Origin of the sequence: Streptomyces sp. NPDC020965, from assembly GCF_044333555.1 — a bacterium.
In the GTDB taxonomy this organism is placed as follows: domain Bacteria; phylum Actinomycetota; class Actinomycetes; order Streptomycetales; family Streptomycetaceae; genus Streptomyces.
Genome location: NZ_JBIRRE010000006.1, coordinates 102,245 through 126,063 on the forward strand (window position 1 = coordinate 102,245; position 23,819 = coordinate 126,063).

Below are 23,819 nucleotides of genomic sequence, written 5' to 3' on the forward strand. Positions count from 1 at the left end.
GCATCCGCGCATGACCTCTGAACCCCGCATGCTTCTCGAAACCCCGCTGCCGCCTGGCCGGACGATCTCCTCCGAGGACGGTAGCGGAGTCGACCAGTCCTTCTGGCTGAGTGACGGTCCGGCCCCCGCTGGACTGTGGGCCCGGATATGTGCCGAACACGCCCGCACCGGGCTGTGGCCCCTCCTGCTCGACTCCCGGGATCCCGACGACAGTGAGTTCCGGCCCTGGGCCTCAGGGGAACTGTCCCCCGAGCGCATGTCTTCGCCCGGGGCTCACGACCCGGCCGAACTCCTCGCACAGTGGTGGGGCGAGTACACAGTCACCGGCGAGGACGACGACATGCTTCCGCCCGGCGAGCGGGCGGCCGTCACCGCGCCCTTCGGGCAGCGATGGCCCGGCCTTGCCCCCGCCCGGGCGGCAGGACCCGATCCCGACAAAGAGGCCGCCGAGTACGCGGAGTTCTTCGCCTCTCTCCGGCCCCATGTCCATCTCGGGCTGGTACCCGCGGCTTCAGGCGCCGACGCGCTCACCGCCGTCGGATGGGACGGGCCCGCCAACTACGACAACGACACCGCGAAGTTCTCCGCCGTTCTGCGGACCTGGGAACAGCGCTTCGGCGCACGCGTCGTCGCCGTCGGGTTCGACACCCTCCACCTCAGCATCGCCACACCCCCGACGGAGCCACAACACGCCCTCCTCGTCGCGGCCGAGCACTTCGCGTTCTGCCCGGACAACATCTGGCAAGGCTCCCGCCCCCACACCCTGACCTCGTACGCAGAACGGCTCGTCGATGCCCACTCCTGGGAATTCTGGTGGGACTGAACCCACATCACCTGGGAAACGATCTCCACGACTCGGCTTCAGCCCAGCTCGATAACCCTCGTGAACACCCCCGCGCGGGCGGGGACGGCTGGTCAGGGCGGATTCGCAGCTCCTTCCTGCACTTTCCCGCTGATCCGGCCGTGGAGCGGCATGCGGAAAGCACCGGGCCGCGAGGCGAACTCCATCGCCTCCCCCGCGGCCCGGTGCAACGTCAGACGCAGCGTCCGTCCATCCAGTCGGTGAGGCCCTTCGTCCACGAGGTGGCCAGCCGGGTCGCATCGGCGTCCAGCGCCCGCTGCCAGGAGGCGTAGTTGCCGGAGGCCGGCGGGGGCGGCTCCTTCCAGTCGACGACGTCGTACCAGTTGGGGAAGCCGGTGAGGGCCGCGGAGATGCCTGCGGCGCTGACCCGGCTCCGGAGCTCTGGAGCCAGTTCCTCGTCATGCGTGTAGATCATGATCTCCTGGGACGCAATGCGCTCCGCGATCGGTGCGAGCACCTCGTTCCAAGCCGTCTCTCGGACCGACGGGTCGCTGTGGAGGAGAGACTGCTTCGTTTCTCCCTTCACCTCCACCATCACGACCATGCCGCGGGACTTGGCGCTGTCGAGCCACTCGCGGAACGTGTACACGGTCTCACCCGTGTAAGGGCCGCGCGTGATGGTGCGCCCCTTGAGCGGGTTCGTCCCGCTCGCCCACGGCAGCTCCGAGACGGTACCGAGCGGTCCGGTCAGCCCGTTGGTGCTGGCGTTGTGCCACATCACGGCCTTGGTGCCGTTCTTGGTCAGCCGGAGGTCGGCCTCCACCCCGGCCGCGCCCCAGCTCTTCTCCTGGGTGAGGCCCCTGGGGTGGTTCGGTGCACGGATCTGGTCGAGTGCCCCGGCTTCCGCCTGCTGGGGATACCCGCCGTGCCCGAACACCGTTGGGCAGTAGGACAGCGTGGTGGGGCTGGTGTACCCCTCGATCATGTGGACCCGGCTGAAGGTCCAGTTGCCGGGCTGGGACTCCCAGCTGTGCAGGGGACTGTTGAGGGCACCGTCGGACCTGGCGGTGAAGGTGATTGTCTTCACCCGTCCGTCGGAGTAGCCGTAGAGAGTGGCCAGGTCGTCGCGGCCGTCCCCGTTGAAGTCACCAGTGACGATCTTCATGCGCGAATGGTCGTACGAGCCCGCCGGGAGGACCAGCATGTCCCGCCGGTTGCCGAACTTTCCGTCCGTGCCGAGACGGAAGCCGATCACCGCATCACGCCCGTCTGCGTAGTTGTACCAGGCAGCCAGTTCGTCACGGCCGTCACCGTCGAAGTCACCCGCGTGCAGACTCGGCTGCCGGAACGTCCAGCCCGTGGACTCCCAGCCGTGTACGGGCTCGGCGAACCCGCCATCGGTCCGACCGGCCCAGTACATCAGCTTCACACTGCCGTCCCGGTACCCGTACAGCGCCGCGAGGTCGTCACGGCCGTCCCCGTTGAAGTCACCGGTGGCGAACTTCATGCGGTTGACGTGCCAGCCATCCTCAGGGGCCCGCTGAAAGGAGGAGAAGTGCCCGCCGAAACCGCCGTCCGGGCGGGCGAGCATCGTGAAGAGTTTGTCGCTGCCGTCCCCGTAGGCGTACCAGACGGCGACGTCGTCACGGCCGTCCCCGTTGAAGTCGCCGGCCTGGGCGGTCATGGCGTCGAAATTCCAGTTGCCCGGCTCCGCGGTCCAGGAATGGAGAGGACCCGCGAAGCTGCCGTCTCCACGGCCGAGCCAGGTCAGCAGGGTAACCCGGCCGTTCTCGTAACCGTAGAAGGCCGCGAGGTCGCCCACACCGTCCCCGTCGAAGTCGCCGGTGAGGCGCTTCATATTCTCGGCCCAGTAGTTGCCCGCGGGGGTCTCCCAGCCCACCCCGGGCGCGGCGAAAGCGCCGTCCGGGCCCGAGAGGAAGGTGCGTACGGCGTCGTGCCCGTCTGCGTAGTCGTACCAGGCGGCCAGATCGCTGCGGCCGTCACCGTTGTAGTCGTGGCGGACACCGGTGCCCGGTCCGGCCGCCTCACTGGTCGGCGCGTCCGCCGTGCCGTCAAATGCCGTGGTCGTCCCTGCTGGTTGCCCGGGCGCGGCGGTCGCACCTCCGGTGCCCGTGGACAGACCGAGCAGAGCGAAGCACAGCACGGCCGAGGCCACTGCTATGGAAGGTCTCCTCATCCAGCTCTTCACATCCCTTGCCGTCGAACGAGAGAAATGCACCCCTCGGCGGGGGTGCATGGGGAGCGAGCCTCGCCCGACCTGATCGTTCATCTCGCCGCAGCCATGGCAAGACGACGACCGACGCCTGCGGGGCCGGTCGGTCATTAGATCATTCAAGATCCTTCTGGGGTAGGTGAAGCAGGAGACCGGGCGTCCCCGAGGGGCTGGGGTACGGGCCCACCGTGTCACTGATACCGGTTCAGCCCGCCCACTGAGGCTGATCCTTTGGAGTGGACACCCTGGCAATGGCTCTTGATGGTCCAGGGAGGATGTCCCGCTGGGACGGGGCCTCCGTATCCGGAGGAGTTCAGGAAGGACGCAGTCGCGCTCTATCGCGCCGCGGTTGGGAAGCGGACGTACGCGGCGGTGGCAGCGGATCTCGGTATCACCGCCGAGTCGCTGCGGACGTGAGTCCGCAAGGACGAGAGCCATGCCTCGCCCGAGAACCTGCCTCGCAGCCGGCCCCGGCGGGACCGCCTGGCTCTCCGTCTCCCGCACCCGACCGGCTCTCGGCAGCCGGACGCTGACTCGCGACGAGGCCCGCCGCGCTCTGGCCGATGGGCTGCCCGAGTGCTCGGACTGCAAGCCGGATGTCGCTCTGGCTTCACCGACTGACCGCGTGCCACTCGGCGTCCCGGACGGGCCTCATCGTTGGTGCGCGGCCTTCTGGGCCGCCGGGGCGGCCGAGGACCGGTCGAGCTGGGTCCATCGGCTGCCGATGCCGTCGGGCTGGATGCTTCGGCACCCGCTGAGCACCGCGCCGAGCGTGGTGCGGGAAGCCGCCGCCCGAACCGCCGCGAACTGCCGGCAGGCCCTGGGCTCGGTGCGGGTGAGTGGCGCGGGTTGCATAGTGCTTGGCGCGGTGTGCGAACGACATTGACGGGCACGTCGCCGAGAGTGGGTCCGTACCAATCGGCACCACGCTCACTGAAGGAGAGTCATGCCCGCACGTACCGCAGGAGCCATCCTTACTGCCGCCGCCCTCACGCTGGGGGGCCTTTTCGCCGGGGTCTCCCCGGCCGCGGCCTCGGGCGGGGGCATAGCGGCCCTCAAGGTCGCCGCTCCCCACTGCGATGAATGGAAACACGGCTTCAGCGGATCCGCGAAGTGCACCGGGCTGACCAGCGGCTCGGAGTTCCGGGTCGTGGTGCTGTGCGGCTACCCCAATGGCAACACCTTCTACACCCGAGGACTCTGGAAGAATTCGGGTGGTACCTCGACGGCGACCTGCCACCCGAACGGTGCTTCCATCCCGATCACCGTCGCCACCCAGATGAGACCGTAGTCCCACCCCGGGCCGGGCCCGGCCCGGAGCACCGTCGCCCGCGGACCACGCCCTCCAGCCAGCCGCCCGCTGCCTGACCACGAGGCGGCTACCGGCGGCGGCCGTTGCCGGTGCGGTAGCGGGTGAGGATGTCCAGCCTCGCCTGGTGGGATGCGGCGGGGAGCGTGCATTCGGCATCCGGTTTGGCGTGGCACACCGGACAGGAGATCTTTATCAGCTGGTAGTAGGGGACCATGCTCGCGCTCCCCCGCTGAGTGCGCCGGTCCTCCGGTTCGCGGGCCTTCCTGGCCTTCGTCGCCGCCTCGCGTTCCTTCACGATCTGCTCGATCCGCTCGTCATGACCGTGCTCACGCTTGACGGCCTTCCCGCCGCCCTCGCCCGGGTCGGTGCAGTCCTGGCCGGCCTTCGCATCGCAGACCGGGCAGCGGCGGCGGATCCTGGAGGCCGGCGGAATGTTCTTCGACGAGAACCTGATGCACACCCTCGTCTCCGTCCAGGCCGTGACCGATGCAAACAGACGGTCCGATGCCCGGGCGGCCGTCGCGGCCGGCTTCTCTGAGCTGCCCCGGCAGGCGAGTCCTCTGGGATTCGCCGACGAGTCCCACGGGCGCGCATGAAAATGATCCGCGTTCGCCGCATACTGGAAAGAAAGACATCGAATTTCGCGCTGAAATGACTGGGCAGAATTCCCGCCAGACATATTTCATGTATCGTGAATGTTTACGCTAAACGGAAAATGTGTTCAATGCGGGATGCTGCATCCCCGAGATGTTTCGCGTGATACCTGCAACGGGAATGAACTTCGTGCTACGTTCATTTTTCGCGTCGCCGACGCGGCCGGGCAATTGAAATATCGGTCCGGTTTGAGGTGCTGCAAGTGAATTGAAGGAGATGATTCCATGCCTGCTGTGCTCCTTACAGAGAGTGATTCTCAAGAACTGAGCCTGGCCGATCTCGATCTGGACATTCAGACGACTGTGGTAGGTGGTGCAGACCGTGCGTTGCGGCCCGAGATGATCACACAGGTCACCTGTGAGCCTGGTGGGACGACGCGTACGTCGTGCGGCCTCACCACTCGATGCAACCCCTCGTGCTGTTGATTTCGCAGCGACGAGAAAAGGTTCGTGAATACATCTGATGCGTAGGTGCGGGGATGCTGCGCTTCGCCATGTTGCGCAGCGTCCCCGCATTGCTGGAGTGAGGGCGGGGCTGCTCGATGGAGAGATATTCGCATTTCGTGGCCACAGGGCCGGTGATTCTTCGGGCGTCTACCTTGCCGAGCGATTCCCTCGATTCAGTAATAGCTGAATTCGGGAAGGGGTCCATACCTCCTGATCGCGAAATTGTGGACTATATTTCCCGCCTTTACGGGGGTGCTGTGCTACGAGAGGCCGTCGCCGTTTCCAGTGACGCCTTGTCGGAGGAGCTGGACAAAGTCGTGAGCCGCGTCGCGCCAGTCAGCCGCAAGAAGCTGATGCGCATGGCGGTTTCACTGACCCGCTACGCCCGTCGGATCACAGGCCGGCCGACCCCGTTCGGCCTCTTCGCGGGTGTGTCCCAGATCGTGAGCGACCAACGCGGAAGCCATGGGGAGCGTTGCACGGGTGTGAAGGCGGCCCGGCCGGATGCGGGCTGGTTCGACGGTCTGGCGGCGCAGTGGCAGGCCGATCCGCGGCTGCGCGGGCCGTTCCGGGTTGTCACGAACAACCTCTGCTTCGTACGCGGGGACCGAATGGTCTTGCCCTGCGTGCGAGGTCGCGAAAACGCGGCGGCGAGGACCATGGCCACCCGGGAGCCGCCCCAGGAACTGTCCACCCGCCACACGCCGCTCCTTGCGTGGGTCCGAGCGGCGGCGGCTCGCCCCATCGCCTACGGTGATCTGCTCGCCGCCGCAGTGGCAGCCCACCCGCAGTTGGGAGAGGAACGCCTGGATGTGTTCCTCGGCAACTTGATCACTCACGAGATTCTGCTCAGCGAACTGAACGCGACCAGACTTGACGGCGCCTACCTCCAGCGCCTGGAGCGGAAACTTCCCAGCGATTCACGTGAACGATCCCAGATCGCGGCCGTCCGCAACGCGCTCGAGGACTACAGCCGAACCGAGGTCGGTCAAGGGCTGACTCAGTGGCGCCACGCGGTAGAGGTCTCAAGAAAGGCTCACGCGTCACCGGCCGTTGCACCGCAGGTTGACCTCCGGTGGGAGAGGGCCGTCGGTCTCCCGATGTCTGTGCGGCGCGAGGTCGAACAATACGCCGGAGCAATATGGACGATAACCTCGAATATCAATGCATTCCCACACATGCGTGACTACCGTCGAGCCTTCATAGACTTCTACGGTCAGCACGGGGCAGTCCGCCTCGAAGAGCTCGTCGACCCCCACCGGGGCATGGGGTATCCCGCCACGTATCTCCACCCGCGGACCAACCCGTTCTTCCCATCGCACGAACAGCGTGACGTCCCCCACGAGGACAAGGCCCGCACCCGGGCCCTGGCGGACGTGCTCCACCGCGGGTTGGCGAGCGGAGGGTGTGAAGTGGTTCTCACCGACGAAGACATCCGGCGGCTCAGCGTCACGACCGTTGCTGGCGCCCCTTCCTCTTTGGAGCTCTGCTTCCAACTTCTCGCTGGCGGCCGACGGGAACTCGACGCGGGCGACTTCGTCCTCCTCGCCAGCCCTGTCACGGGCGCGCTGACTGCTGGTTCGATGGCCGGCCGCTTCGCCACGCTGCTCGGCAACGAGAAGGGCGTCGGAAGCCTTCTCGACGATGCGGCCGGCACACTGCCCGCCCAGGTGGACTTCACGCCCGTGCTGCCTCGAGCCCTCAATGTCATGCAGGTCCCCCGTCTCCTGCCGCACTCGATCCCGGTAGGGGCCTACCACGACCCCCAAGACGCCGGCTGTATCGATTGGCGGGACCTGATCGTGGCCGCCGACGGCGACATGCTGCGCCTCTACTGGGAGAAGACCGGACGCGAGGTGAGTCCAGCGGTCCCGCACGTACTCTCCTTGCAGGCCGGCGCGCCCAACCTGGCCCGACTGCTCGGCGAGTTGCCCTACTGCGGCGAGAGCAAGGTCTGGCAGCCTTGGGACTGGGGCGCATTCCAGGACATGCCCTGCCTGCCGCAGGTCAGGCTCGGACGTGTCATCGTGTCCCCGAGGACATGGCGGCCGACTGCCGCGCTGCTGGAACAGGCCCGCGTCCCGACCGGCTGGGATGCGGCGGTCGGCCGATGGCGCGATGAACTCGGAGTGAGCGATCAGGTGAACGCCGGCCGCCACGACCAGACAAGCGAGCTCGATCTCTCCAACACCTTCCAGCGGGAGATGTTCCGCCGGGAGCTCCAGGGGAAACCCCTTACCGTCACCGAGAGCCCAAAAGGATTCCCCGCAGCCTACGGCTGGCTCGACGGGCACAGCAATGAAATCGTCGTTCCCCTGCGCGGCCAATCCCAGCCGGAGCGTGCAAGACCATCATCTCGCGAACTGGACCGGCAGCGGGTCAGCAACACCCAGGAAAGCGTTGCCAGAAGGCATGGTTCCGAATGGGCCTGTGTAGAATTGCACGCCGTCGCCGAGGTGCACGAAGAAATCATCACCCGGCATATTCCGCCTCTGGTCAAGTCGCTGAGCCATGTGGTGGATCGCTGGTTCTTCATCCGCTATCGGCAGGCCGGCGACCACATCCGGTTGCGGATGCACGGTCACCCCGAAGACGTTGCCACCACCGTCTGGCCCGAACTGCTCAAATTCTGCGACGGTCTCGAACGCGACGGGATGATAAGGGACCACAAGATATCCCCCTATGTGCCAGAAACCTCCCGGTACGGCGGTATCGAAGGAGTCCGGCGAGCGGAGAATTGGTTCCATCTCGACAGTCAGGTCGTGACCGGCTTGCTGGCGGCTTCGCGGCCTGTCGGTGGAATGCCCGCCAGGAACGATATGATCATCGCGGGATATGCGCATCTCCTGGAGTCGCTGGGAATATGGGACTGGCGTTCATGGCTGGATCGCTGTGTCCCTCGCAAAAAGGACGAGATACCGGTACGCCGAGAGGTCGAAGTCGCCGTGCGCCTGGCGCGAACCGGGGCGCCTTATGAATTCCTGTCCGACCTGTTGGCCGAGCCATACCGGTCGGCACTCCCGCAGCTCACCGAGGCTGCACGCGGAGTAGGCAAAATCCTCCTGCCCGGAATCAGCCAGGACGAGGGAACGGGCTGGCGGGACACGGCCGTGGCCAGCCTCCTCCACATGCATCACAACCGGCTCTTCGGCCTCGCACCCCGAAACGAATCGGCCAGCCTGGCCCTGCTGGCCCACGCGGCCCGTACCCACCTGTCGGCAGCGAGGCACGAAGCGCGCACTGAAGACCGGAAGACGGCAGCAAGCGGAAAGGGATCCGGCGCATGAGCCAGGCTGTTGAGACTCGGCGACACCGAGACAGAGCCGCAAAGCTGTCCGATGCCCTCGCCGAGCGGCTGCGGGACCCCGGCTTGCTCACGCTCGCCCACCCGGCGGACGACACCAGCGTTCGGTGGAAGACCACATCGCTCGCCACTGGGTACGCCGGCATCTCTCTCCTGTTCAGTGAACGGTCCCTCACCGAACCCTCCGAGCGTCTCGCCGCTCATCGATACCTGGGCCTGGCGGCCCGGGCACTGAAAGTCCAGCCCCACCCCTACCACGGCCTCTTCTATGAAATCGCAGGACTCGGCTTCGGGCTGCACATGGCGCGCCAGGCTGGCGGAGGGTACGGCAACGCGCTGGAGCGACTCGACACACTGGCCAGGGAGAGCGTTCGCGGGCTGTGCCACGTGATGGACGCGTCGCCGGTCGGCCCCATGGATCGATTCGACGTCCTCGACGGGCTCGCGGGCATCGGCCGCTATCTGCTTCTCCGCGGACTGGGGGAAACCGCCGAGATGGAGCTGCTCTTGAGCCGTCTGGCGGCCATGGTTGAGCCCGTCGGCCACGTCGGCCGCCAAGTGCCTCGCTTCTGGTCCAGCACCCCACCGAACTGGCTCCCTTCCACCAGCGACTCACTGCGGGCGTCCGGCCACCTGAATCTCGGCCTTGCGCACGGCATAGCCGGACCTCTCGCCCTGCTGTCGATCGCCCACCTGCAAGGAGCGACGGTCAGCGGGCACCAAGAGGCCATCGAGTCACTGGTGGACCTGCTGACCCGGTTCGAGCGGAAGGACCAGTACGGCCCCTATTGGCCGGCAGCCGTGTCCCTGGAGACCTACACGGGCGGAGCATGGGAGTTGGAGCCAGGCGAAGACCGGGGCCGCGTCTCATGGTGCTACGGAACCCCGGGAGTCTCCCGTGCCCTGCAACTCGCCGGCCGCGCCCTCCGGCGGGAGGACTGGCTCCGGCGTGCCGACGCTTCGGTGGCGGCCGTCACCCGTATGCCCCTCGGCGATTTCGGAATCCACCACTGGTCTGTATGCCACGGCTGGGTCGGTGCCATGATCATGCTCGAACACTTCACGGAGGGGCCTGACGGACACCGGGTGCGTGATCTCATCGACACTATCGCCGGACAGGTCATCGACGGCTTCGACGAACGCGGACTCCCACCCCTGCAGATCGGGTCCGAGGGCTTCAGTGACGGTCATGAGCCAGCCGGCTTCCTCGAAGGTGCCGCAGGTCTCGCACTCGCTTTGAACTCCTACTCACGTCCCGGGCAGGGACTGCCGTGGAACATTGCCCTTGTGGTGAACTGATGACATCTCGAACGAAACCCGTGAAGGTACCGAGCACCGCAATGGACCCGCAACCGTACCTCGGCAGGCCCATTCAGATCGGTGAACTGCGGTTGACTCTCCCGGATTTCCTCCGAACGGTGGCCGCACACCTGGAGGCACCCGAGAAGGCGCCACCTGCAGGGCTCCTGCTCGCAGCCGAACGCTTCCTGGGAGCGGGCTTGCCCGCACTTCACGACCATGACGGCAGACATACCTGGCTCGAGTACCGACTACGGACGGAAACAGCGGCCCGACATCCACCGGACCTGTACCGAACACTCCTTTCCACAGCAGAGCTGTCACTGCAGGACGGCCGCGTGGACGACTTCTACTTCGTACACAAACCGCCCGGGCTGCGTGTACGCCTCCACACCACTCCGGCCCACAGGGAAGAAACCGCAGTCCGTCTTCAGCAGACCTGGGACGAACTGCAGGCCCGGAACATCATCGCCCACTCAGGCCAGGCCGTGTATGAGCCGGAGCAGCAACTCTTCGGCGGACCGACCTCCATGCGCAGCGTGCACCGGATCTTCACGGCCGACTCGCTGCTGTGGCTCCGGTACCTCTCCCTGGAGAAACCGCCGAGCCCCGTATGGGCCCTGTCCCTGTCCATGATCCGCTCCCTGCTCAATCAGCTCCGCATCACCGAGCTGGAGGACCGCGATGTATGGGACCGCGTGCGCTGGCAGGCCGGCCGCAGGTTCCAAGGACGTCCGCCCGAAGGATGGGCATCGACCGCCGCCCGGCTCAACTTCACGTGGCTCTCTCCTGGCAGGCTGGACACGCTGCGAGAAGAAGCCATCCAACCTGCCTACGAAGACTTTCAGAGATCGATAGCCGAGGCATGCGCACAATGGCACGCTGAGTACTTCGCCTCGCCCGAGGCCCGTGTCGGCCCACGTGAGGCGGCGGCCTTTGTTCTGGTCTTCCACTGGAACCGGGCACGACTTCCGAAGGAATGGCAGGTGGGGATCTGCGAAGCGCTGGCCCAGGGGCCATCGTACGAGGCAGGAACACACGATGAATCGTGAACCTGACAGTGCCGCTCTGCGCCAGCGCGACGCCTTCGGATCCATGCTCTCGGTGTCGTCGCCGTGGTCACAACCGCGGAGCCGCCCACGACCCGCCCGCAGATCCTTTGCGTGTTGCCGAGGGGCGGCGCGGCCGGAACGGCCTCTTGGGGCCCGGCTCTCCGTCACTCGGTGGCACCCCAATCGTTTCTCGCTGACCGGTACTTTCCAACGCCGGGAGGAGTCGTATGAGCGCCGTGGGCGATGCCGACAGGGCGGGCACCAGGGTATCGGTGTCCGAACAGCTCCTCTTTGGTGGAGAACTCGCCTACGACTTGGGATGGAACAAGCATCAGGGAGCATGGCTGAAGCTGGGGCTGGGTGCGATGGCCCGAACACTGCCACGCGTGATCGGGATCGCCGTACGTCTGGCGCACGGGGCCGATCCTCGAGCGCTGAGAACAGTTCTAGCCGCGGAGTTCATCCGGGGCGCTGCGGCGGCGGGGGGTCTCATAGCTGTCAACACAGTCCTTGGACACCTGTTGAGCGCCGGAACAATGGAAGACCGACTCGCCGCCGCTTCGCCCTCCCTTTGGGTAGTCGCCCTGTGCGCGCTGGCCGGGTCCTTGCTGAGATCGGCCTCCACGGCCGCTTCGGGTTCGCTGGAGCCCAAAGTTCAGCGCCACGCCACAGAACGGTACTTGCGGCTTGTCGCACGCGTGGAGATGTCGGCGATCGAGGACGATCAATTCCACCGGCTGCTGGACTCGGCCAGCTATGGTGCTGAATCGGCCCGCCGAATGGTCATGTGCTGCACAGTGGTGCTGGCCGGCTTGATCTCACTAGGTGCCGCAGCCGGAGTTCTGACCGTTCTTCATGTGGGCCTGCTGCCCCTGCTCCTTCTGATTGCGCTGCCGACGGCGTGGAGCTCGCTGACGATGGCCAGACACAGATATGTGTCTTTTCACCAGTTCGCGCAGCATGTTCGGGCCGCACACCTTCTAGAGCGCTTGCTGATCGGGCAAGAGGCCGCTGCGGAGGTCCGTGTCCATGATCTCGGACCCTTCCTACTCAAGCACTACAGGGGAATGGCGGAGACCAATGAGCGGGAGCAGACGCGGCTAGCCAGGCTCGCCGCCCGCTCCGGGCTGATCGCCGACGGCGCCCGGGGGCTTGCGACTGTGCTTACCTACGCCGTTCTGGGCTTGCTCCTCGTCAGCGGGCGAATGGAGCTCGCGGTGGCCGGCACAGCGGTTCTGGCCATTCGGGCGGGTTCCTCTGGGCTCGGCCGACTTGTGGAAGAAATCGCCGACCTACACCAAGAGGCCCTATTTGTCGCCGACTACGACAAGCTCTGCGACGAGGCGGTAGCACGAGCTATGTCCGCAGACGGGGTTGACCTGCCCCACAACGTCGACGAAATAGCCTTCGAGAATGTCACCTTCACCTACCCGAGCTCCGGGGTGCAGAACCTAGAGCCGACCCTCCGCAACGTGAGTCTCTCCTTCCCCGCAGGCAAGGTCATCGCTCTGGTCGGTGAGAACGGCAGCGGTAAGTCGACCCTCATCAAACTGCTGTGCGGCCTGTATATGCCGGACGAAGGAGCCGGCAGGATTCTATGGGGCGATGTCGACGCGGCCGATGCTGTGCGCGCACAGATCTTCGACCGTGTTGCACTGATGCCGCAGACTGCCTACCCATGGCCTTTCACCGCACGTGTGACCATCGGAATCGGCCGACACGGCGAGCCGATGAGCGACGCAGCCCTCCAGGTCGCAGTCACGTACTCGGGCGCGGACAGAATCGTGGCGGGCCTCCCACGCGGCCTCGATACCCTCCTGGCCCGTGGCTACAAGGGTGGCCACCAAGTTTCCGGCGGAGAGCGCCAGAAGCTCGCGATGGCAATGGTCCGCCACCGATCCGCGCAGATCCTCGTGGTCGACGAACCCACCAGCGCACTCGATGCCCTGTCCGAGGAACGAGTCTTCGATAAACTTCGCAGCCTCACCAAAGAAGGTCGGACGGTCGTTCTGATCACGCACCGACTTCATTCGGTGCGTGATGCTGATCTGATTCACGTCTTGGAGCACGGTCGGGTCGCGGGTTCGGGGACGTTCGAGGAGCTAATGGATCCGGATACCGGAACGGCGAGTTTTCGCACCGCGTACCACGTCCAAGCTCAGGCGTTCCATCCCTTGGGACCCCGGTGAACCCATCGGCTCGACTGTCGTCGGCCGCCTGCGTGAGCCGTTGCCAACGGTAACTTCGATAGAACCGACAGAATGCGCACCTCCGGCGAGCAGGGCGCCGGCCGTTCCCCAGCGATCAGATCGCCTTTCTGCCGGTGAGTGCCACTGCCACTCTTCTTCTGGGTGACGGGCCTTGATTTCTCGTGGGCTGAAGTGCGAATGCCACCGGTGCACGACGGGCCGATGCCTCGCGCCGCTGGCGGCGGACGGTCATCCCAGTGGATCGGGCGCAGCGGGTTGGGTTAGCTGTGAGCGGAGAGCGGCTGCGGGCCAGGGCGGTGGTACGGCTCCCGGTTGGCACGCTCGTCATCTGCGGGGACCGTGCCGACACTCCGTTGCGCGCCCCGACGCAGGAAGCTGTGGGCGATGGCGCGCGACGCGACGGTGTCGATGTTTTTGGCGGCGGGGCGGGGCACGGTGGAGGTAGGGCAGCGGCATTACCGGCACGGGAAGTCGGCCTTGCGGCGCCGCCTCGACCGTGCTGGAGAACCTGCTCGCCGCGCATCCTGTGTGTGCGACATCCCGTGAGTTCCTCTGAGCCTCGCTGAGACCTTGCCCCCGTGGCCAGGACCTTCTGCCTCCTTGAGGTGTTCTTCGAGCCGGTGACGTGACTTCGGGATTCTCGAAGCGCTCTCACTTCGTCCGATCGATCTGCGATCAGGCTGAAGGCGAGGAGGCTCGGGTTGGCGCTGGCAGCCGTACGCGACCTGCGCGAGTTCCGAGATCCGGTCCCGGTAGAGGAACTCGAACAGTTCGAGACCGACGTGCTCGCCGGGTACGTTCTCGCGCGGGCTTCGGCGGGGCTGGCGGACGGCACCATCCGCGGGGACGTCGGGCACCTGGATCAGCTGCGGGGATGGTTCGGCCGGCCGCTGTGGGATATGGATCCGACCGATGCCGACGGGTACTTCGGGAAGGTACCGCGGGGCTCGCCGAGCGGCACCCGGCTGGCCCGCGCGCAGGCGCTGACCACGTACTTCCTGTTCCTAGAGCTGCGGCACAAGTCGAGATCCACCGGATGGCCGGGCGGGTCGTCGAGTGTCCGATCGTTCGGGAGTCGTGGGCCGACTCAGCGGGCTGTCGGAGCCGACATCGTGACCGCCTCGCACAACTCGTCGGACGCCTGGGTAATCAGCTGGGAGAGGGAGGCGTCCGGGGAGGCCAGCCAGCGGGACGTGGCGCGCCGGTGGATCGCCAGCACCACGTCGATGATGAAGCGTGCCTTGCCTGGCTCGACGCCGCGGCGCTCGAGCGCCAGCGCCAGCGCGTCGGCGATGTCGGCGAGTTTGATCAGATCGCGCTCAGCCAGTGCCGGGTTGGCGGCGATCACTCTGACGCGGCGCAGCAGGAACTCGCGCGGGCGAAAGATCTCCTCGGTGGTTCTCAGCGCGGTCAGCAGCGCCTCGATCGGCGTGAGGCCCGGGTCGGTCGCCTCGACCTGGGCGACGAGGTGGGCCTCGAGTTCGTTACCTGCGAAGAGGACTTCCCGTTTGTCGGGGAAGTACCGGTAGAAGGAGCGCTCCTTCAGACCGGCGGCGCCCGCGATCTGTGCGACCGAGGTGCGCTCGAACCCCTGTGTCTCGAACAGCTCCAGCGCCGCGCGTTCGAGCCGGCCTTGTGCGTCGGATTCCCATCTCGGCATACCACCAGGCTACGACAACAGCATCTGTTGTCACGATGGTACTGTCGATGACAACAGATGCTGTCATCACTCGGAGGTCGTCGTGAAGGCTCTTCAGTTCGACCGGTTCGGGTCCCCGGACGTGATCGTGCTCCGCGACGTCCCACAGCCGGAGCCGGGACCTGGTCAAATCCGGATCGCCGTGCAGGCGTGCGGCCTGACACCGGCCGACTGGCACGTCGTCGACGGTCTCCTCGCCGACCATCTGCCGCCGCTGCCGCGCGGGCTCGGCCTGGAGATCGCGGGCACGGTCGACGCGCTCGGTGAGGGCGTCACGGGCGTCCGGATCGGCGACCGCGTGTTCGGCCCGGCCACCTTCGACGGTCCGACGGCCGGTGCTGCCGAGTACGCGCTGATGCCGGCCTGGGCACGTATCCCCGAAGGCGTGACCGTCGAGCAGGCCGCCGCGTTGCCGATGGCGGCCGAGACGGCGTGGCGCGCGCTCGACGACCTCGACGTCCAGCCGGGTGAGCTGCTGCTCGTCCACGGCGCGGGTACCACCGTGGGTGAGGCGGCGGTGCGCTTCGCGCTGCACCGGGGTATTCGGGTGATCGCCAGCGCCGGGCGGACCCGGGCAGCAGCTCTGGATGAGATCGGCGCCCAGGTGGCCGCCTACGGCGAGGGCATGGCCGAACGTGTCAGGGCATTGTCCGGAGGCCATGTCGATCGTGCCCTCGACGCGGCGCCGACCGGGGGCCGGATCGACCGCGCCGACCAGCCCAGCCCGGCTGGCGGCTCGCTACCGACCTTGATCGAGCTGACCGGGGATCCGGACCGTGTCCTGACCGTCTCGGACTTCGCCGCCGCGGCCGAGCTGGGCGTCCGGACCACCACCGAGATCCGCTATGAGCAGATGGACGAGTTCGCCCGGCTCGCCGGCGAAGGCATCCTGGTCGTACCGGTCGCCCGCACCTACACGCTCGACCAGATCCAGGAAGCGGCCAAGCTCAGCCTGTCCCGCCGACCAGGCGGCAAGCTCATGCTCGTCCTGTGATCGCCCTGCCGGCCCGACAGAGCGAGACCACCTCGACGAGGAGCGGGAGCAGGCCCTCTTTTCCAGGCCGGCCCTCGAAGCCGCTCCCGCGTGTTCGACGAACCCACAGGTCCACCCCCGAGAATGGCACCCCTGGACCCTCGGATTCCTTCAGTTTCCCGCACCCGCAGGGATCTAGTTGCCGCATCAGACAACGTTTGCCTGGTCGTGGGAGACTGCGCCGTCGACTGGGGGAGAGTGTGGCCGTGGAGACTGCTAACCGCGTGCTGACGGCGGATGTGATCGCGGCACTGAGGTACTGGCCCGGTGTCATATGGGGAGGGCAGAAGAATCCTCCGGACCCAGTGGACGTGACTGTCCTGCCGCCCTTCTTTAACGAGGTGCTGCAGGACCTTCCGTGGTGGAACCGCGACTGGAAAGTCGACCGGGTCCAGCCGGGACTTCCCGCAGAGACCGGGGATCACCGCTGTGATCCCGCCATAAGGTTCACAGAGGTGTCGATCCCGGGAACGGTCGCCTCCGGCAACGGCGAGAGCCTGCCGTTCGTCGCGAAAGTCGGGTTCACGGGCGACCGGCTGATCCGCTTCCAGGTCAAGATCGGTGACGTTGTCATCGGCCCGGCTGTTGCCCCTGCCGGGCGGTCAGAGCCGCATCCGTTCGGACGGATGCTTACCGGCTTGATGGACCTGCGCGGGATTCCGGTCAGGGAGATGGCCAGGGCCGCCGGACTGTCGATGTCCACCATCCACATGCTCCGTCGCGGGCACAACCCGAATCTGCTGCAGGCCCGCCTGATCGCCGGGATCCTGGACATGTCCGAAGCGGACGTCAGGGTCGTTGCCGGACTTGACGACGGCAGTACGCAGTAGCTGATAGGTGGCGGCGTCACGATGCGGCCTTGGCGCTGCGTCAAGCGACGTTCGCCTTGGTAACCACTTCGCGTAGGCGCTCGTCCGAGGTGTGCTTGTTCCGCCAGATGATGTAGCGGCGGATCATGCTGCCCTGGGCCTTGTGACTGGCATGGTCGGTACCGTCGAGGGCGAAGTAGCGCAGAGCTGTGAACTGGGCCTCGATCCGGTTGAGCCATGAGCTATTGGTCGGGGTGTAGGCGATCTCGACGTTGTTCGCCGCCGCCCACGTGCCGACTCGCCGGCAGCGCTTGGTCGTCAGGTGCGGCGCGTAGTTGTCGCAGACGATCGCGATGCGCACGTCCGCCGGGTGCAGCGAGCGCAGGTAGCGGCAGAACTCCACGAACTTGGACCGGTTCTTGGTCTTCTTGATGTGGCCGTAGAGCTGGTCCTTGGCGAGCTCGTAGGCGGCGAACAGGTGCCTCACCCCGTGCGGGCGGCTGTAGGTCGCCCGTCGCGGGTTCAGGAACATCCGGCCCAACTCCTCTGCCCCGCCCGTGTTCCCCAACCTCGTGGCACAGGTCCCGGACGACCACCCGGAACCAAGAACCGCCGTCCCGCACCCCGCTACGCCGTGGGCAAGACCGTCAAACACCCCGAAACCCTCAAGGCCATCGGCAGACCCGGTAGATAAAGAACTTCCCAATGACGATGTCAAGCCGCAGCCGTGACGGTTGGTAGCACTCCCTAGCACGCTCCGTCGCGGATCATGGCCCACAAGACGTTGGCTCGTGGACGGGCCAGAGCGAGCAGGGCCTGCTTGTGTCCCTTGCCCTCGTTCCGTTTGCGCCCGTAGTAGGCCTGGGAGGCGGTGCAGGTTCTCAGGCTGGCCATCGCGGAGAGGTAGAAGGCCCGAAGCAGGCCGCGGTGGGAGCGGCGTGGGCGGCGCATGTTGTCACTGACGCGGCCGGAGTCCCGTGGCACTGGTGAGAGGCCGGCGAAGGACGCCAGGCGGTCGGCGGTGCCGAAGGCGTCCAGGTCTCCGCCGGTGGCAGCGATGAACTCGGCACCGAGGAGGTTCCCATGCCGGGCAGGCTGCGGATCACCGTAGCGTGTCGATGTTCGTTGAACCGGGCATCGATGAGCGCTTCGAGTTCGGCGATCTCGACGTCGAGGGCCTGCACGCCCTTGGCGATGCGGGCAACCATGGCCGCCCGCAAGGGTCTCTCCTGGCAGTGCGGTGTGCTGGGACCTGGCCGCCGCGACAGCTGCTGCGGCGAGCGCGGGGGCGTTCTTCACTTTGCGGTTCTTCAGCCAGGTTCCGATTCGTGTGTTTCCGCTGCGGCGGATCGCGGCCGGCGTCTGGTACCCGGTCAGCAGCATGACCGGACCCTTCTTGCTCAGGTGCAGTGACCTCTCCAACGCCGTAGAGAATTCGAGTAGTCGAGCCCGCAGCCTGTTGGTCTGACGCGTCCGGTCGTTGACCAAGTCGAGGCGGCGGGCGGTCAGGATGCGCAGGTCGACGGCTATCTCGTCGCCGGGCCGCAGGTGACCAAGGTCTTGGCGCATGCGCGCCTGGTCGGCGATGACGAACGCGTCCTTCTCGTCCGTCTTGCCCTGGCCGCGGTAGGCAGCCGATGCTTGGTGCACGGCCAGGCCGGTGATGTAGACCATCGGCTGCTCGTGGCTGAGCAGGAGGCCGATGAGCAGGGCGGCGCCGCCGTGGTTGATGTCCACCGCCCGCAGTGCGTCCTCAGAGATCGCGAGTACGTCCGCGATGAGTTCCAGCAGGGCCGGTTCGTCGTTGAAGTCTCGGTGTGAGAGAAGGCGTTCGCCTCGCTCGTCGACCACCACGCAGTGGAGGTGTTCCTTGCCGATGTCTACTCCGGCCCAGATCTGGGGCACGGTCACCTCCGCCAGCTCGTCGTCACATATCGATCCCGCTGGCGACCTCGCCGACGTTGTCCTACTCAGCGATCGAGTCGCGTATCCCGATTAGCGGTCGAGTCGTCGCGGGGTTCCGGACGGCCAAGTTCTTTGAGTCATCCAACGGCGACAAGCTCACAGCCATACCCGGAACCCCTGGGTCCGCTGATCATACGAAGGACCAGCTCAGACCCACGCTTGGGAGGTAGGACAAGCTCAGTGTGAATGTCCGACACAAAGGGCGGCACGGGGCGAACGCCGCGCCGTCCGTGTACTCGGTATCAGCACATCAGGTCGGCCGTATCACTCGCGCGCACGAGCCGTCCGAAAGCACGGTCCGATGGTGGACGTCGCTGGCCGTCCCGGCTCCCCCGGGGTGGCCAGCGACGTTCTGTCGGACAGGTCGAGGTCCACGCGGCATCGCACTGCTCGTCGCCTTCTCGTTGTGCTGGTGAACGGTCCGGTCACTCAAGGACAAGAACCTGGCGACGCAGCGCCAACGACAAGGGCGCTGGTACGTGGTTCTCTAGGCGACAGGGACGGAAACGGCGGAACCAGGTTGGCACGCACCAGCGGAAGACCCTCGGATTCCGGCCGGGCGATGCGTGTGATGCCGCTCCGATCTTTACATGCTCTCATGAAACCGGGAGAGACTTAATGGGCCGAAATCGATCTGACTCGCCGCCGTAGCATTTGCATCTGCATTAGCAACTGCTCTGAGTACGTCCCCCTCCTCAGCAGCAGTCTATTCCTGGACCACGGCGAACACGCCAGCCGACGTGTTGGGAGCGCATACCTGGGGAGAACTGGAAATCACGTCCACGCGTGTCAACGTGAGCGGCCAAGTCAAGGACTCCAAGGCTGACGGGTATGCAGCAACCTCTGGCCTCGAAATCACCTACACGGCCGGCGGGCATAGCTACGTGGATGGAGAGGATAGGTCCGGGGCCAACGACAACATTCATGGCAACTTCAGCGTCGGAATTGTCCGCAGCGAAGTCAGGAGGATCAGAATGGTCGAATGCGTAGAGTACGTAGCCTGCGGATCCTGGACACAGATCTATCCCAGGTAGCTCGCGGAAGGGCTGCGGCGGAACCAACGGGCAATCTGAATGGTGAATTGCATGAGAGGCACGTCGTGCCCGTTGGCGGAGTCTGCGGTGCCTCAGTCGATGGGCAGCGAGGAAGCGAGGGCACGCAGCACCATCAGGCGGGCCAGTTCGCCCTTGGCGGCGAACTCTCTGCTTCATCTACTGCAGGACGACTTGGCGGTTGGCCTTCTCCGCACGTGAGCGGCGCGGTTGCGCCAGTCCAGGACCTGCTCCCGGGTCAGCTCCTCCAGGACCAGCTCCTGGTCGACGTCGGCGACGTTGACCGGGTCGGGCGCGGCGACCGGACGCGTGCGGTCACCTCGGGGGCACCGACGGGCCGGGACATCGGCGGCCGGTCGCGCGGCCGCGGCTTCGGCACGGGCCTGAGCCGCGGAGCCCTGCCGGGCGCGTTACTGCTCCCACTCGGCCTCGCGGATCCACGCCTGGGCTGGGCTGTCACCTCTTGATGGAGCTGCCGCGCGGTAACCGTACGGCGCTCGTCCTCGGCGGTGCCGGGCATCATCGCGTCGACGTCGGCGGCCACTGCGCGGCGCTGCGCACGGCGGTCGGCCTGCCGGTCCTCGCAGCGCGGGTAGTCCTGCCCGGAGTCGAGCAGCATCCGGTCGTCACACCGCACGTCCCCGCACCGCTGCCGCTGGGGCAGGGCCAGGCCGATCGGCCAGCCCACCGGGTCCTTGATCGGCCCGTACAGCCGCATCTGGTCCTCCAGGCGCCGGGCCACCCGGTCGGCAAGGACCTGCGGAGCGTCCGTACGGCCGGCGAACCCGACCACCCGGGCCAACTCGCTGCGGGCAGCGGCCTCGACCAGGCGCCGGGCGGCCGGACGCTCCAGCCGCGCCCACACCAGCCGGACCGGGGCCAGAACGGCCCGCAGATCCAGCGACGGCAGAGCCACCCTCCCCCGCTGCTGCCTGCCCTGACCGCTGGGTGGGAACGGAGGGGTGGCCTCGGCCCGACCGAGTCGATCAGGTTCGGGGGGTGTCGCAACGCTGGTCCGCCGGGCATCCCGGACCACCGGTTCAGTTGAGCTGGACTCTGGTCAGGACGCAATGGGGCTCGTAGGCGTCGGCGACGATGACGTACTCGGCGATGCCGAGGGATCCGTCCGGCCCGAGCGGGACACGGCGCTGCTGGGGTCACTTCGACGAGGCGGTGCTGCCCGGCACATGCCCCTTGGTCTCGTTGATCTGGACGGTCACCGCGATGATCGCGCCGAACATGTTGGTGAGCAGTGAGAATCGGCCAGCAGAGTGTCGACCTCAGCGGAGGGCAGGCAGGGCCAGCCCTCCGGCTTGGGGCCATGCGGTTCACTCAACGGGCCGGCCCGCGCGACGGCGCTCGATGGCGGCGGTGACCGTGGTGGTGGGCAGGGTTCCGTTCAGCGCGGCCTTGGTGAGCCGGTCGCTGTTCGGCTCGGTGTCGAGCATCGCCTCTCACCACCAGCGCCGCAGAATCACCTCGGCGTTCTTGGATGCGGCGGCCAGGAGCTCGCGGTAGAACTCCATCCGGCGCCAGCCGTCGAGCGCGGCCGCGATGCCGCCGACGTTGCGCGGGGCACGGTCCGGCTCGTGGGAGTGGACTGGCTGCGCGCTCATCGGAGGCGTCCTCCTCCCGCCCGTTCCGTGGCTGCAGCCTGTCCCCCTGCCTGTGCTTGCCGCTGCTTTCCATGTGCCCGGGGCGGTGTCGTACCCCGGTGGCAGAGTGGGGTGCGTGGACGTCAACGAGTTCTGGCGTGTCATCGAGGGCGCGCGGTCGGCCGGCACGGAAGGCAGGCCGTTCGCCGATGCTCTGGTCGACGAGCTGACGACCCGTAGCAAGGACGACATCCTCGGCTACGCGGAACGGTTCGACGAGGTGCATGAAGCCGTGTACCAGTGGGACATGCGGGGCTGCCGCCTACCTCATAGGCGGCGGTTGCTCGGACGACAGTTTCATGGACTTCCGGGCCGGCCTGATCGCCCTGGGCCATGACTGGTACCAGAGGGCAGCCGCCTGCCCGGACGCCCTCGCCGCGCATCCCGCAGTGAACAACACACGGGCACCATGCGGCGAGGACATCTTCGACGAGAAGGTCAACTACGCGGCACCCCGCGCGTTCCAGCACGTCACCGGTGAGGAGGAGACCTTTTACCATGCCTTCGACGCCTACCGGGCCTCCCATGGGAAGCCCGAACAGGGCGACGCCGACATGGGCGAGGACTTCGACTTCGACGACCCCGACGAGATGCAGCGCCGACTCCCACGGCTCATCGCCCTCTACCTGGGCCACAGCGTTGCGAAATGATCAGCCCGATCAGGACCTGTGCCCCTGACGATCGCCCTCTACCGCTCACCGACTGACACCTCTCTAGTGCTGTGACCGGGATGGTTCACCGTGGTGGGGAAACGGCTCACGGGACGAGCGCGGTCCGCGAGGCGACTGGTATTACTGGTGCATGCAGGAAGAGACCGCGCGATCTGCGATCGACACGTTCATCTCCGCGTTCAACGCCTCGGACGACAGCTATGTGACTGCGCTGCTCTCCCAGGCCCTAACCTCGGACGTGGTCTTCTGGGGACCGTTGGGCCGCAGTGAGGGGATCGATGCGGTCGAGCGGTTCGTGCTGGACATCCGGCGCCACCCCGCGGGGACCGGCACGATGGTGCGCTGTTCCGCAGTGGACATACCGGACGAGTGGGCCCGGTACCAGTGGGTCTTCACGACGCCGGATGGAGGCCCCCGCCTGGCGGGAACGGACGTCGTCCATCTGCGGCGGAGCCTCATCGACCAGGTCATCGTCTTCGCGGGGGAGATCGAGCCGTCCGCCTCCACCGCCCGGCGCGCACGGGCGCGGTCGGAGAACTGAACCCGGAAACCGGCTGGGCTCACGCGGCGTCCTCTCTGGCCGGGGTGTATCCGGGCAGGTCCTCCATCGGGGTGCCGCCGGAGAAGTCGCCGGCAGCGAGCCGGTCCATCTGCGCGTCGATCTCGGCCCACGCCCGGCTGGGAGCGCCCACATCGCCAGCGTCTGGACGAGCCGGGCGGCGGGGTGCGTCCGATCTCCGCCAGGCGTCCGGGGTCGTCGGCGAGCGCCTGGCGGACGCCGTCGATCATCGCCGGGATCTGCACCTCCTGGCCGTCGATGAGCGTGGTTCAGGTCGCCTTCTCGTCCACGGTGATGCGCCCTCCTTCTGCGGTCGCCCACCGTACGCCCCCCGGCCGTACGCCGGTACGGGCCCGGACCGGGATTCACCCCTGCGGACGACAGAGCGATTCCGGCTCCCGGTGGTCTGCCGGGCCCGCAGCAAGAGTGGACGGCCAGCGTGTTTTCCGCCATCGGCTCGGCGGACACCACGGACTCGGAGGGCAAGGAAACCCGTGAGGAAGGCCGGGTGAGGAGACACTGGGTTAGCACCAGGCGTTATGGTGGTGGGCATGGCCTAGGCCACGAGATTGAGTGCAGTACGGCCCCGCCCAAGCTGGTGTGCTGACGGGGCCGCACCGCGGGATACACCGCGCGGCCCTGGGTGTCCTACCACCTGGGGCCGCAGCTCTCAGAGGAGCTGCTGCACGAGTTCGACGGCGACGGCCCCCAGGATGGTTGCGGCTAGGTTCACCCCGGCCCCGATGAGCAGCCACTTTTTCTCGTTCGCACGGTCCTCCCGGTCCTGTGACATCTCCCCGGAGCCGGGCGGCGAATCCTGTTCGCTGCTCTGTTCCGTGCCGTCGTTTTCAGGTCCGGTCGGCATTCTGCTCCTCCTCATATCGGTGGCGTGTCCGGCAGGGTGGCCAGTCCCGTGGAACTGACCACCCCAGCGGGGCACGCTGCAGAGGTTTGGAGGAACAGATATGAGATTACAGGCAGTTCGGGGTCGGCCGAGGTGGGGCGCGGCCTGCCGGTCCGCTCTTGGTGGTCACACCGGGCGCCTCCAGGTGCTCAACCTTTCT

General features: G+C 66.7%; 19 protein-coding genes and 5 pseudogenes. 14 read left to right on the forward strand and 10 right to left on the reverse strand.

Annotated elements, in window-relative coordinates; translation table 11 throughout:
- Positions 1-10 precede the first annotated feature (10 nt).
- On the forward strand, positions 11-823 hold the full coding sequence (locus tag ACH4S7_RS19530) for a DUF4253 domain-containing protein (protein ID WP_398522463.1): 813 nt from the start codon (positions 11-13) through the stop codon (positions 821-823).
- Between the two features lie 211 nt (positions 824-1,034).
- Here the strand turns inward: ACH4S7_RS19530 and ACH4S7_RS19535 are convergent, their stop codons facing one another.
- Positions 1,035-2,999: an FG-GAP-like repeat-containing protein gene (locus tag ACH4S7_RS19535; RefSeq protein WP_398522464.1), complete on the reverse strand. Its 1,965-nt coding sequence runs from the start codon at positions 2,997-2,999 to the stop codon at positions 1,035-1,037.
- A gap of 297 nt (positions 3,000-3,296) precedes the next feature.
- Here ACH4S7_RS19535 and ACH4S7_RS19540 point away from each other — a divergent pair.
- Positions 3,297-3,449 (forward strand): annotated as a pseudogene (locus tag ACH4S7_RS19540) (transposase); the annotation flags it as partial.
- A 22-nt stretch (positions 3,450-3,471) separates the two neighbouring features.
- Positions 3,472-3,630 (forward strand): annotated as a pseudogene (locus ACH4S7_RS19545) (hypothetical protein); the annotation flags it as partial.
- A gap of 56 nt (positions 3,631-3,686) precedes the next feature.
- On the opposite strand, the gene ACH4S7_RS19550 reads toward ACH4S7_RS19545, so the two are convergent.
- Positions 3,687-3,890: a hypothetical protein gene (locus ACH4S7_RS19550; RefSeq protein ID WP_398522812.1), complete on the reverse strand. Its 204-nt coding sequence runs from the start codon at positions 3,888-3,890 to the stop codon at positions 3,687-3,689.
- A gap of 91 nt (positions 3,891-3,981) precedes the next feature.
- Here ACH4S7_RS19550 and ACH4S7_RS19555 point away from each other — a divergent pair, with 91 nt between their 5' ends.
- A complete protein-coding gene (locus tag ACH4S7_RS19555; RefSeq protein ID WP_398522465.1) occupies positions 3,982-4,326 on the forward strand; it encodes a hypothetical protein in 345 nt (114 codons plus the stop codon).
- Between the two features lie 88 nt (positions 4,327-4,414).
- Here the strand turns inward: ACH4S7_RS19555 and ACH4S7_RS19560 are convergent, their stop codons facing one another.
- Positions 4,415-4,807, reverse strand: a complete 393-nt coding sequence (locus tag ACH4S7_RS19560; protein ID WP_398522466.1) for a hypothetical protein — start codon at positions 4,805-4,807, stop codon at positions 4,415-4,417.
- A 735-nt stretch (positions 4,808-5,542) separates the two neighbouring features.
- Between ACH4S7_RS19560 and ACH4S7_RS19565 the strand changes: the two genes are divergently transcribed.
- From ACH4S7_RS19565 to ACH4S7_RS19580, 4 genes are all read left to right on the forward strand, one after another.
- Positions 5,543-8,734, forward strand: a complete 3,192-nt coding sequence (locus tag ACH4S7_RS19565; RefSeq protein WP_398522467.1) for a lantibiotic dehydratase — start codon at positions 5,543-5,545, stop codon at positions 8,732-8,734.
- On the forward strand, positions 8,731-10,050 hold the full coding sequence (locus ACH4S7_RS19570; protein WP_398522468.1) for a lanthionine synthetase C family protein: 1,320 nt from the start codon (positions 8,731-8,733) through the stop codon (positions 10,048-10,050). The genes ACH4S7_RS19565 and ACH4S7_RS19570 overlap by 4 nt, the downstream gene beginning before the upstream one ends.
- Positions 10,051-10,091: 41 nt before the next feature.
- Entirely contained in the window at positions 10,092-11,102 is a 1,011-nt protein-coding gene (locus ACH4S7_RS19575; protein ID WP_398522469.1) for a thiopeptide-type bacteriocin biosynthesis protein, read from the forward strand.
- A 227-nt stretch (positions 11,103-11,329) separates the two neighbouring features.
- Complete coding sequence (locus tag ACH4S7_RS19580; RefSeq protein ID WP_398522470.1) at positions 11,330-13,291, forward strand: ATP-binding cassette domain-containing protein; 1,962 nt, start codon at positions 11,330-11,332, stop codon at positions 13,289-13,291.
- Positions 13,292-14,399: 1,108 nt separating this feature from the next.
- Here the strand turns inward: ACH4S7_RS19580 and ACH4S7_RS19585 are convergent.
- Positions 14,400-14,972, reverse strand: a complete 573-nt coding sequence (locus ACH4S7_RS19585) for a TetR/AcrR family transcriptional regulator (RefSeq protein ID WP_398522471.1) — start codon at positions 14,970-14,972, stop codon at positions 14,400-14,402.
- Positions 14,973-15,054: 82 nt separating this feature from the next.
- Between ACH4S7_RS19585 and ACH4S7_RS19590 the strand changes: the two genes are divergently transcribed.
- Positions 15,055-16,005, forward strand: coding sequence for an NADP-dependent oxidoreductase (locus ACH4S7_RS19590; RefSeq protein ID WP_398522472.1), 951 nt, complete (start codon positions 15,055-15,057; stop codon positions 16,003-16,005).
- A gap of 245 nt (positions 16,006-16,250) precedes the next feature.
- The gene (locus ACH4S7_RS19595; protein WP_398522473.1) at positions 16,251-16,874 is read left to right on the forward strand and encodes a multiprotein-bridging factor 1 family protein; all 624 of its coding nucleotides are present in this window, start codon (positions 16,251-16,253) and stop codon (positions 16,872-16,874) included.
- Positions 16,875-16,914: 40 nt separating this feature from the next.
- On the opposite strand, the pseudogene ACH4S7_RS19600 reads toward ACH4S7_RS19595, so the two are convergent.
- Positions 16,915-17,370, reverse strand: a pseudogene (locus ACH4S7_RS19600) (transposase); the annotation flags it as partial.
- Between ACH4S7_RS19600 and ACH4S7_RS19605 the strand changes: the two are divergent.
- A pseudogene (locus ACH4S7_RS19605) lies at positions 17,366-17,547 on the forward strand (transposase); the annotation flags it as partial. The pseudogenes ACH4S7_RS19600 and ACH4S7_RS19605 sit on opposite strands and share 5 nt — an antisense overlap.
- Positions 17,548-17,600: 53 nt before the next feature.
- Here ACH4S7_RS19605 and ACH4S7_RS19610 read toward each other — a convergent pair.
- The 3 genes and pseudogenes from ACH4S7_RS19610 to ACH4S7_RS19620 all read right to left on the reverse strand — a co-directional run bounded on the left by ACH4S7_RS19610 (position 17,601) and on the right by ACH4S7_RS19620 (position 21,486).
- Positions 17,601-18,758, reverse strand: a pseudogene (locus ACH4S7_RS19610) (IS110 family transposase).
- Positions 18,759-20,108: 1,350 nt separating this feature from the next.
- Positions 20,109-20,786, reverse strand: coding sequence for a hypothetical protein (locus ACH4S7_RS19615; protein ID WP_398522474.1), 678 nt, complete (start codon positions 20,784-20,786; stop codon positions 20,109-20,111).
- A gap of 538 nt (positions 20,787-21,324) precedes the next feature.
- A complete protein-coding gene (locus ACH4S7_RS19620) occupies positions 21,325-21,486 on the reverse strand; it encodes a hypothetical protein (RefSeq protein ID WP_398522475.1) in 162 nt (53 codons plus the stop codon).
- A gap of 115 nt (positions 21,487-21,601) precedes the next feature.
- Here ACH4S7_RS19620 and ACH4S7_RS19625 point away from each other — a divergent pair, with 115 nt between their 5' ends.
- The 3 genes from ACH4S7_RS19625 to ACH4S7_RS19635 all read left to right on the forward strand — a co-directional run bounded on the left by ACH4S7_RS19625 (position 21,602) and on the right by ACH4S7_RS19635 (position 22,737).
- Positions 21,602-21,862: a DUF4240 domain-containing protein gene (locus ACH4S7_RS19625; protein WP_398522476.1), complete on the forward strand. Its 261-nt coding sequence runs from the start codon at positions 21,602-21,604 to the stop codon at positions 21,860-21,862.
- A complete protein-coding gene (locus tag ACH4S7_RS19630) occupies positions 21,750-22,175 on the forward strand; it encodes a DUF4240 domain-containing protein (protein WP_398522477.1) in 426 nt (141 codons plus the stop codon). Before ACH4S7_RS19625 ends, ACH4S7_RS19630 begins: the two co-directional genes overlap by 113 nt.
- Before the next feature lie 151 nt (positions 22,176-22,326).
- Positions 22,327-22,737: a nuclear transport factor 2 family protein gene (locus tag ACH4S7_RS19635; RefSeq protein ID WP_398522478.1), complete on the forward strand. Its 411-nt coding sequence runs from the start codon at positions 22,327-22,329 to the stop codon at positions 22,735-22,737.
- 19 nt (positions 22,738-22,756) lie between these two features.
- Here ACH4S7_RS19635 and ACH4S7_RS19640 read toward each other — a convergent pair whose 3' ends face one another.
- A complete protein-coding gene (locus ACH4S7_RS19640) occupies positions 22,757-22,888 on the reverse strand; it encodes a hypothetical protein (RefSeq protein WP_398522479.1) in 132 nt (43 codons plus the stop codon).
- A gap of 537 nt (positions 22,889-23,425) precedes the next feature.
- Positions 23,426-23,620 carry a hypothetical protein gene (locus tag ACH4S7_RS19645; RefSeq protein WP_398522480.1) on the reverse strand — a complete coding sequence of 65 codons (195 nt, stop codon included), beginning with the start codon at positions 23,618-23,620 and terminating at the stop codon, positions 23,426-23,428.
- Positions 23,621-23,819: the final 199 nt, after the last annotated feature.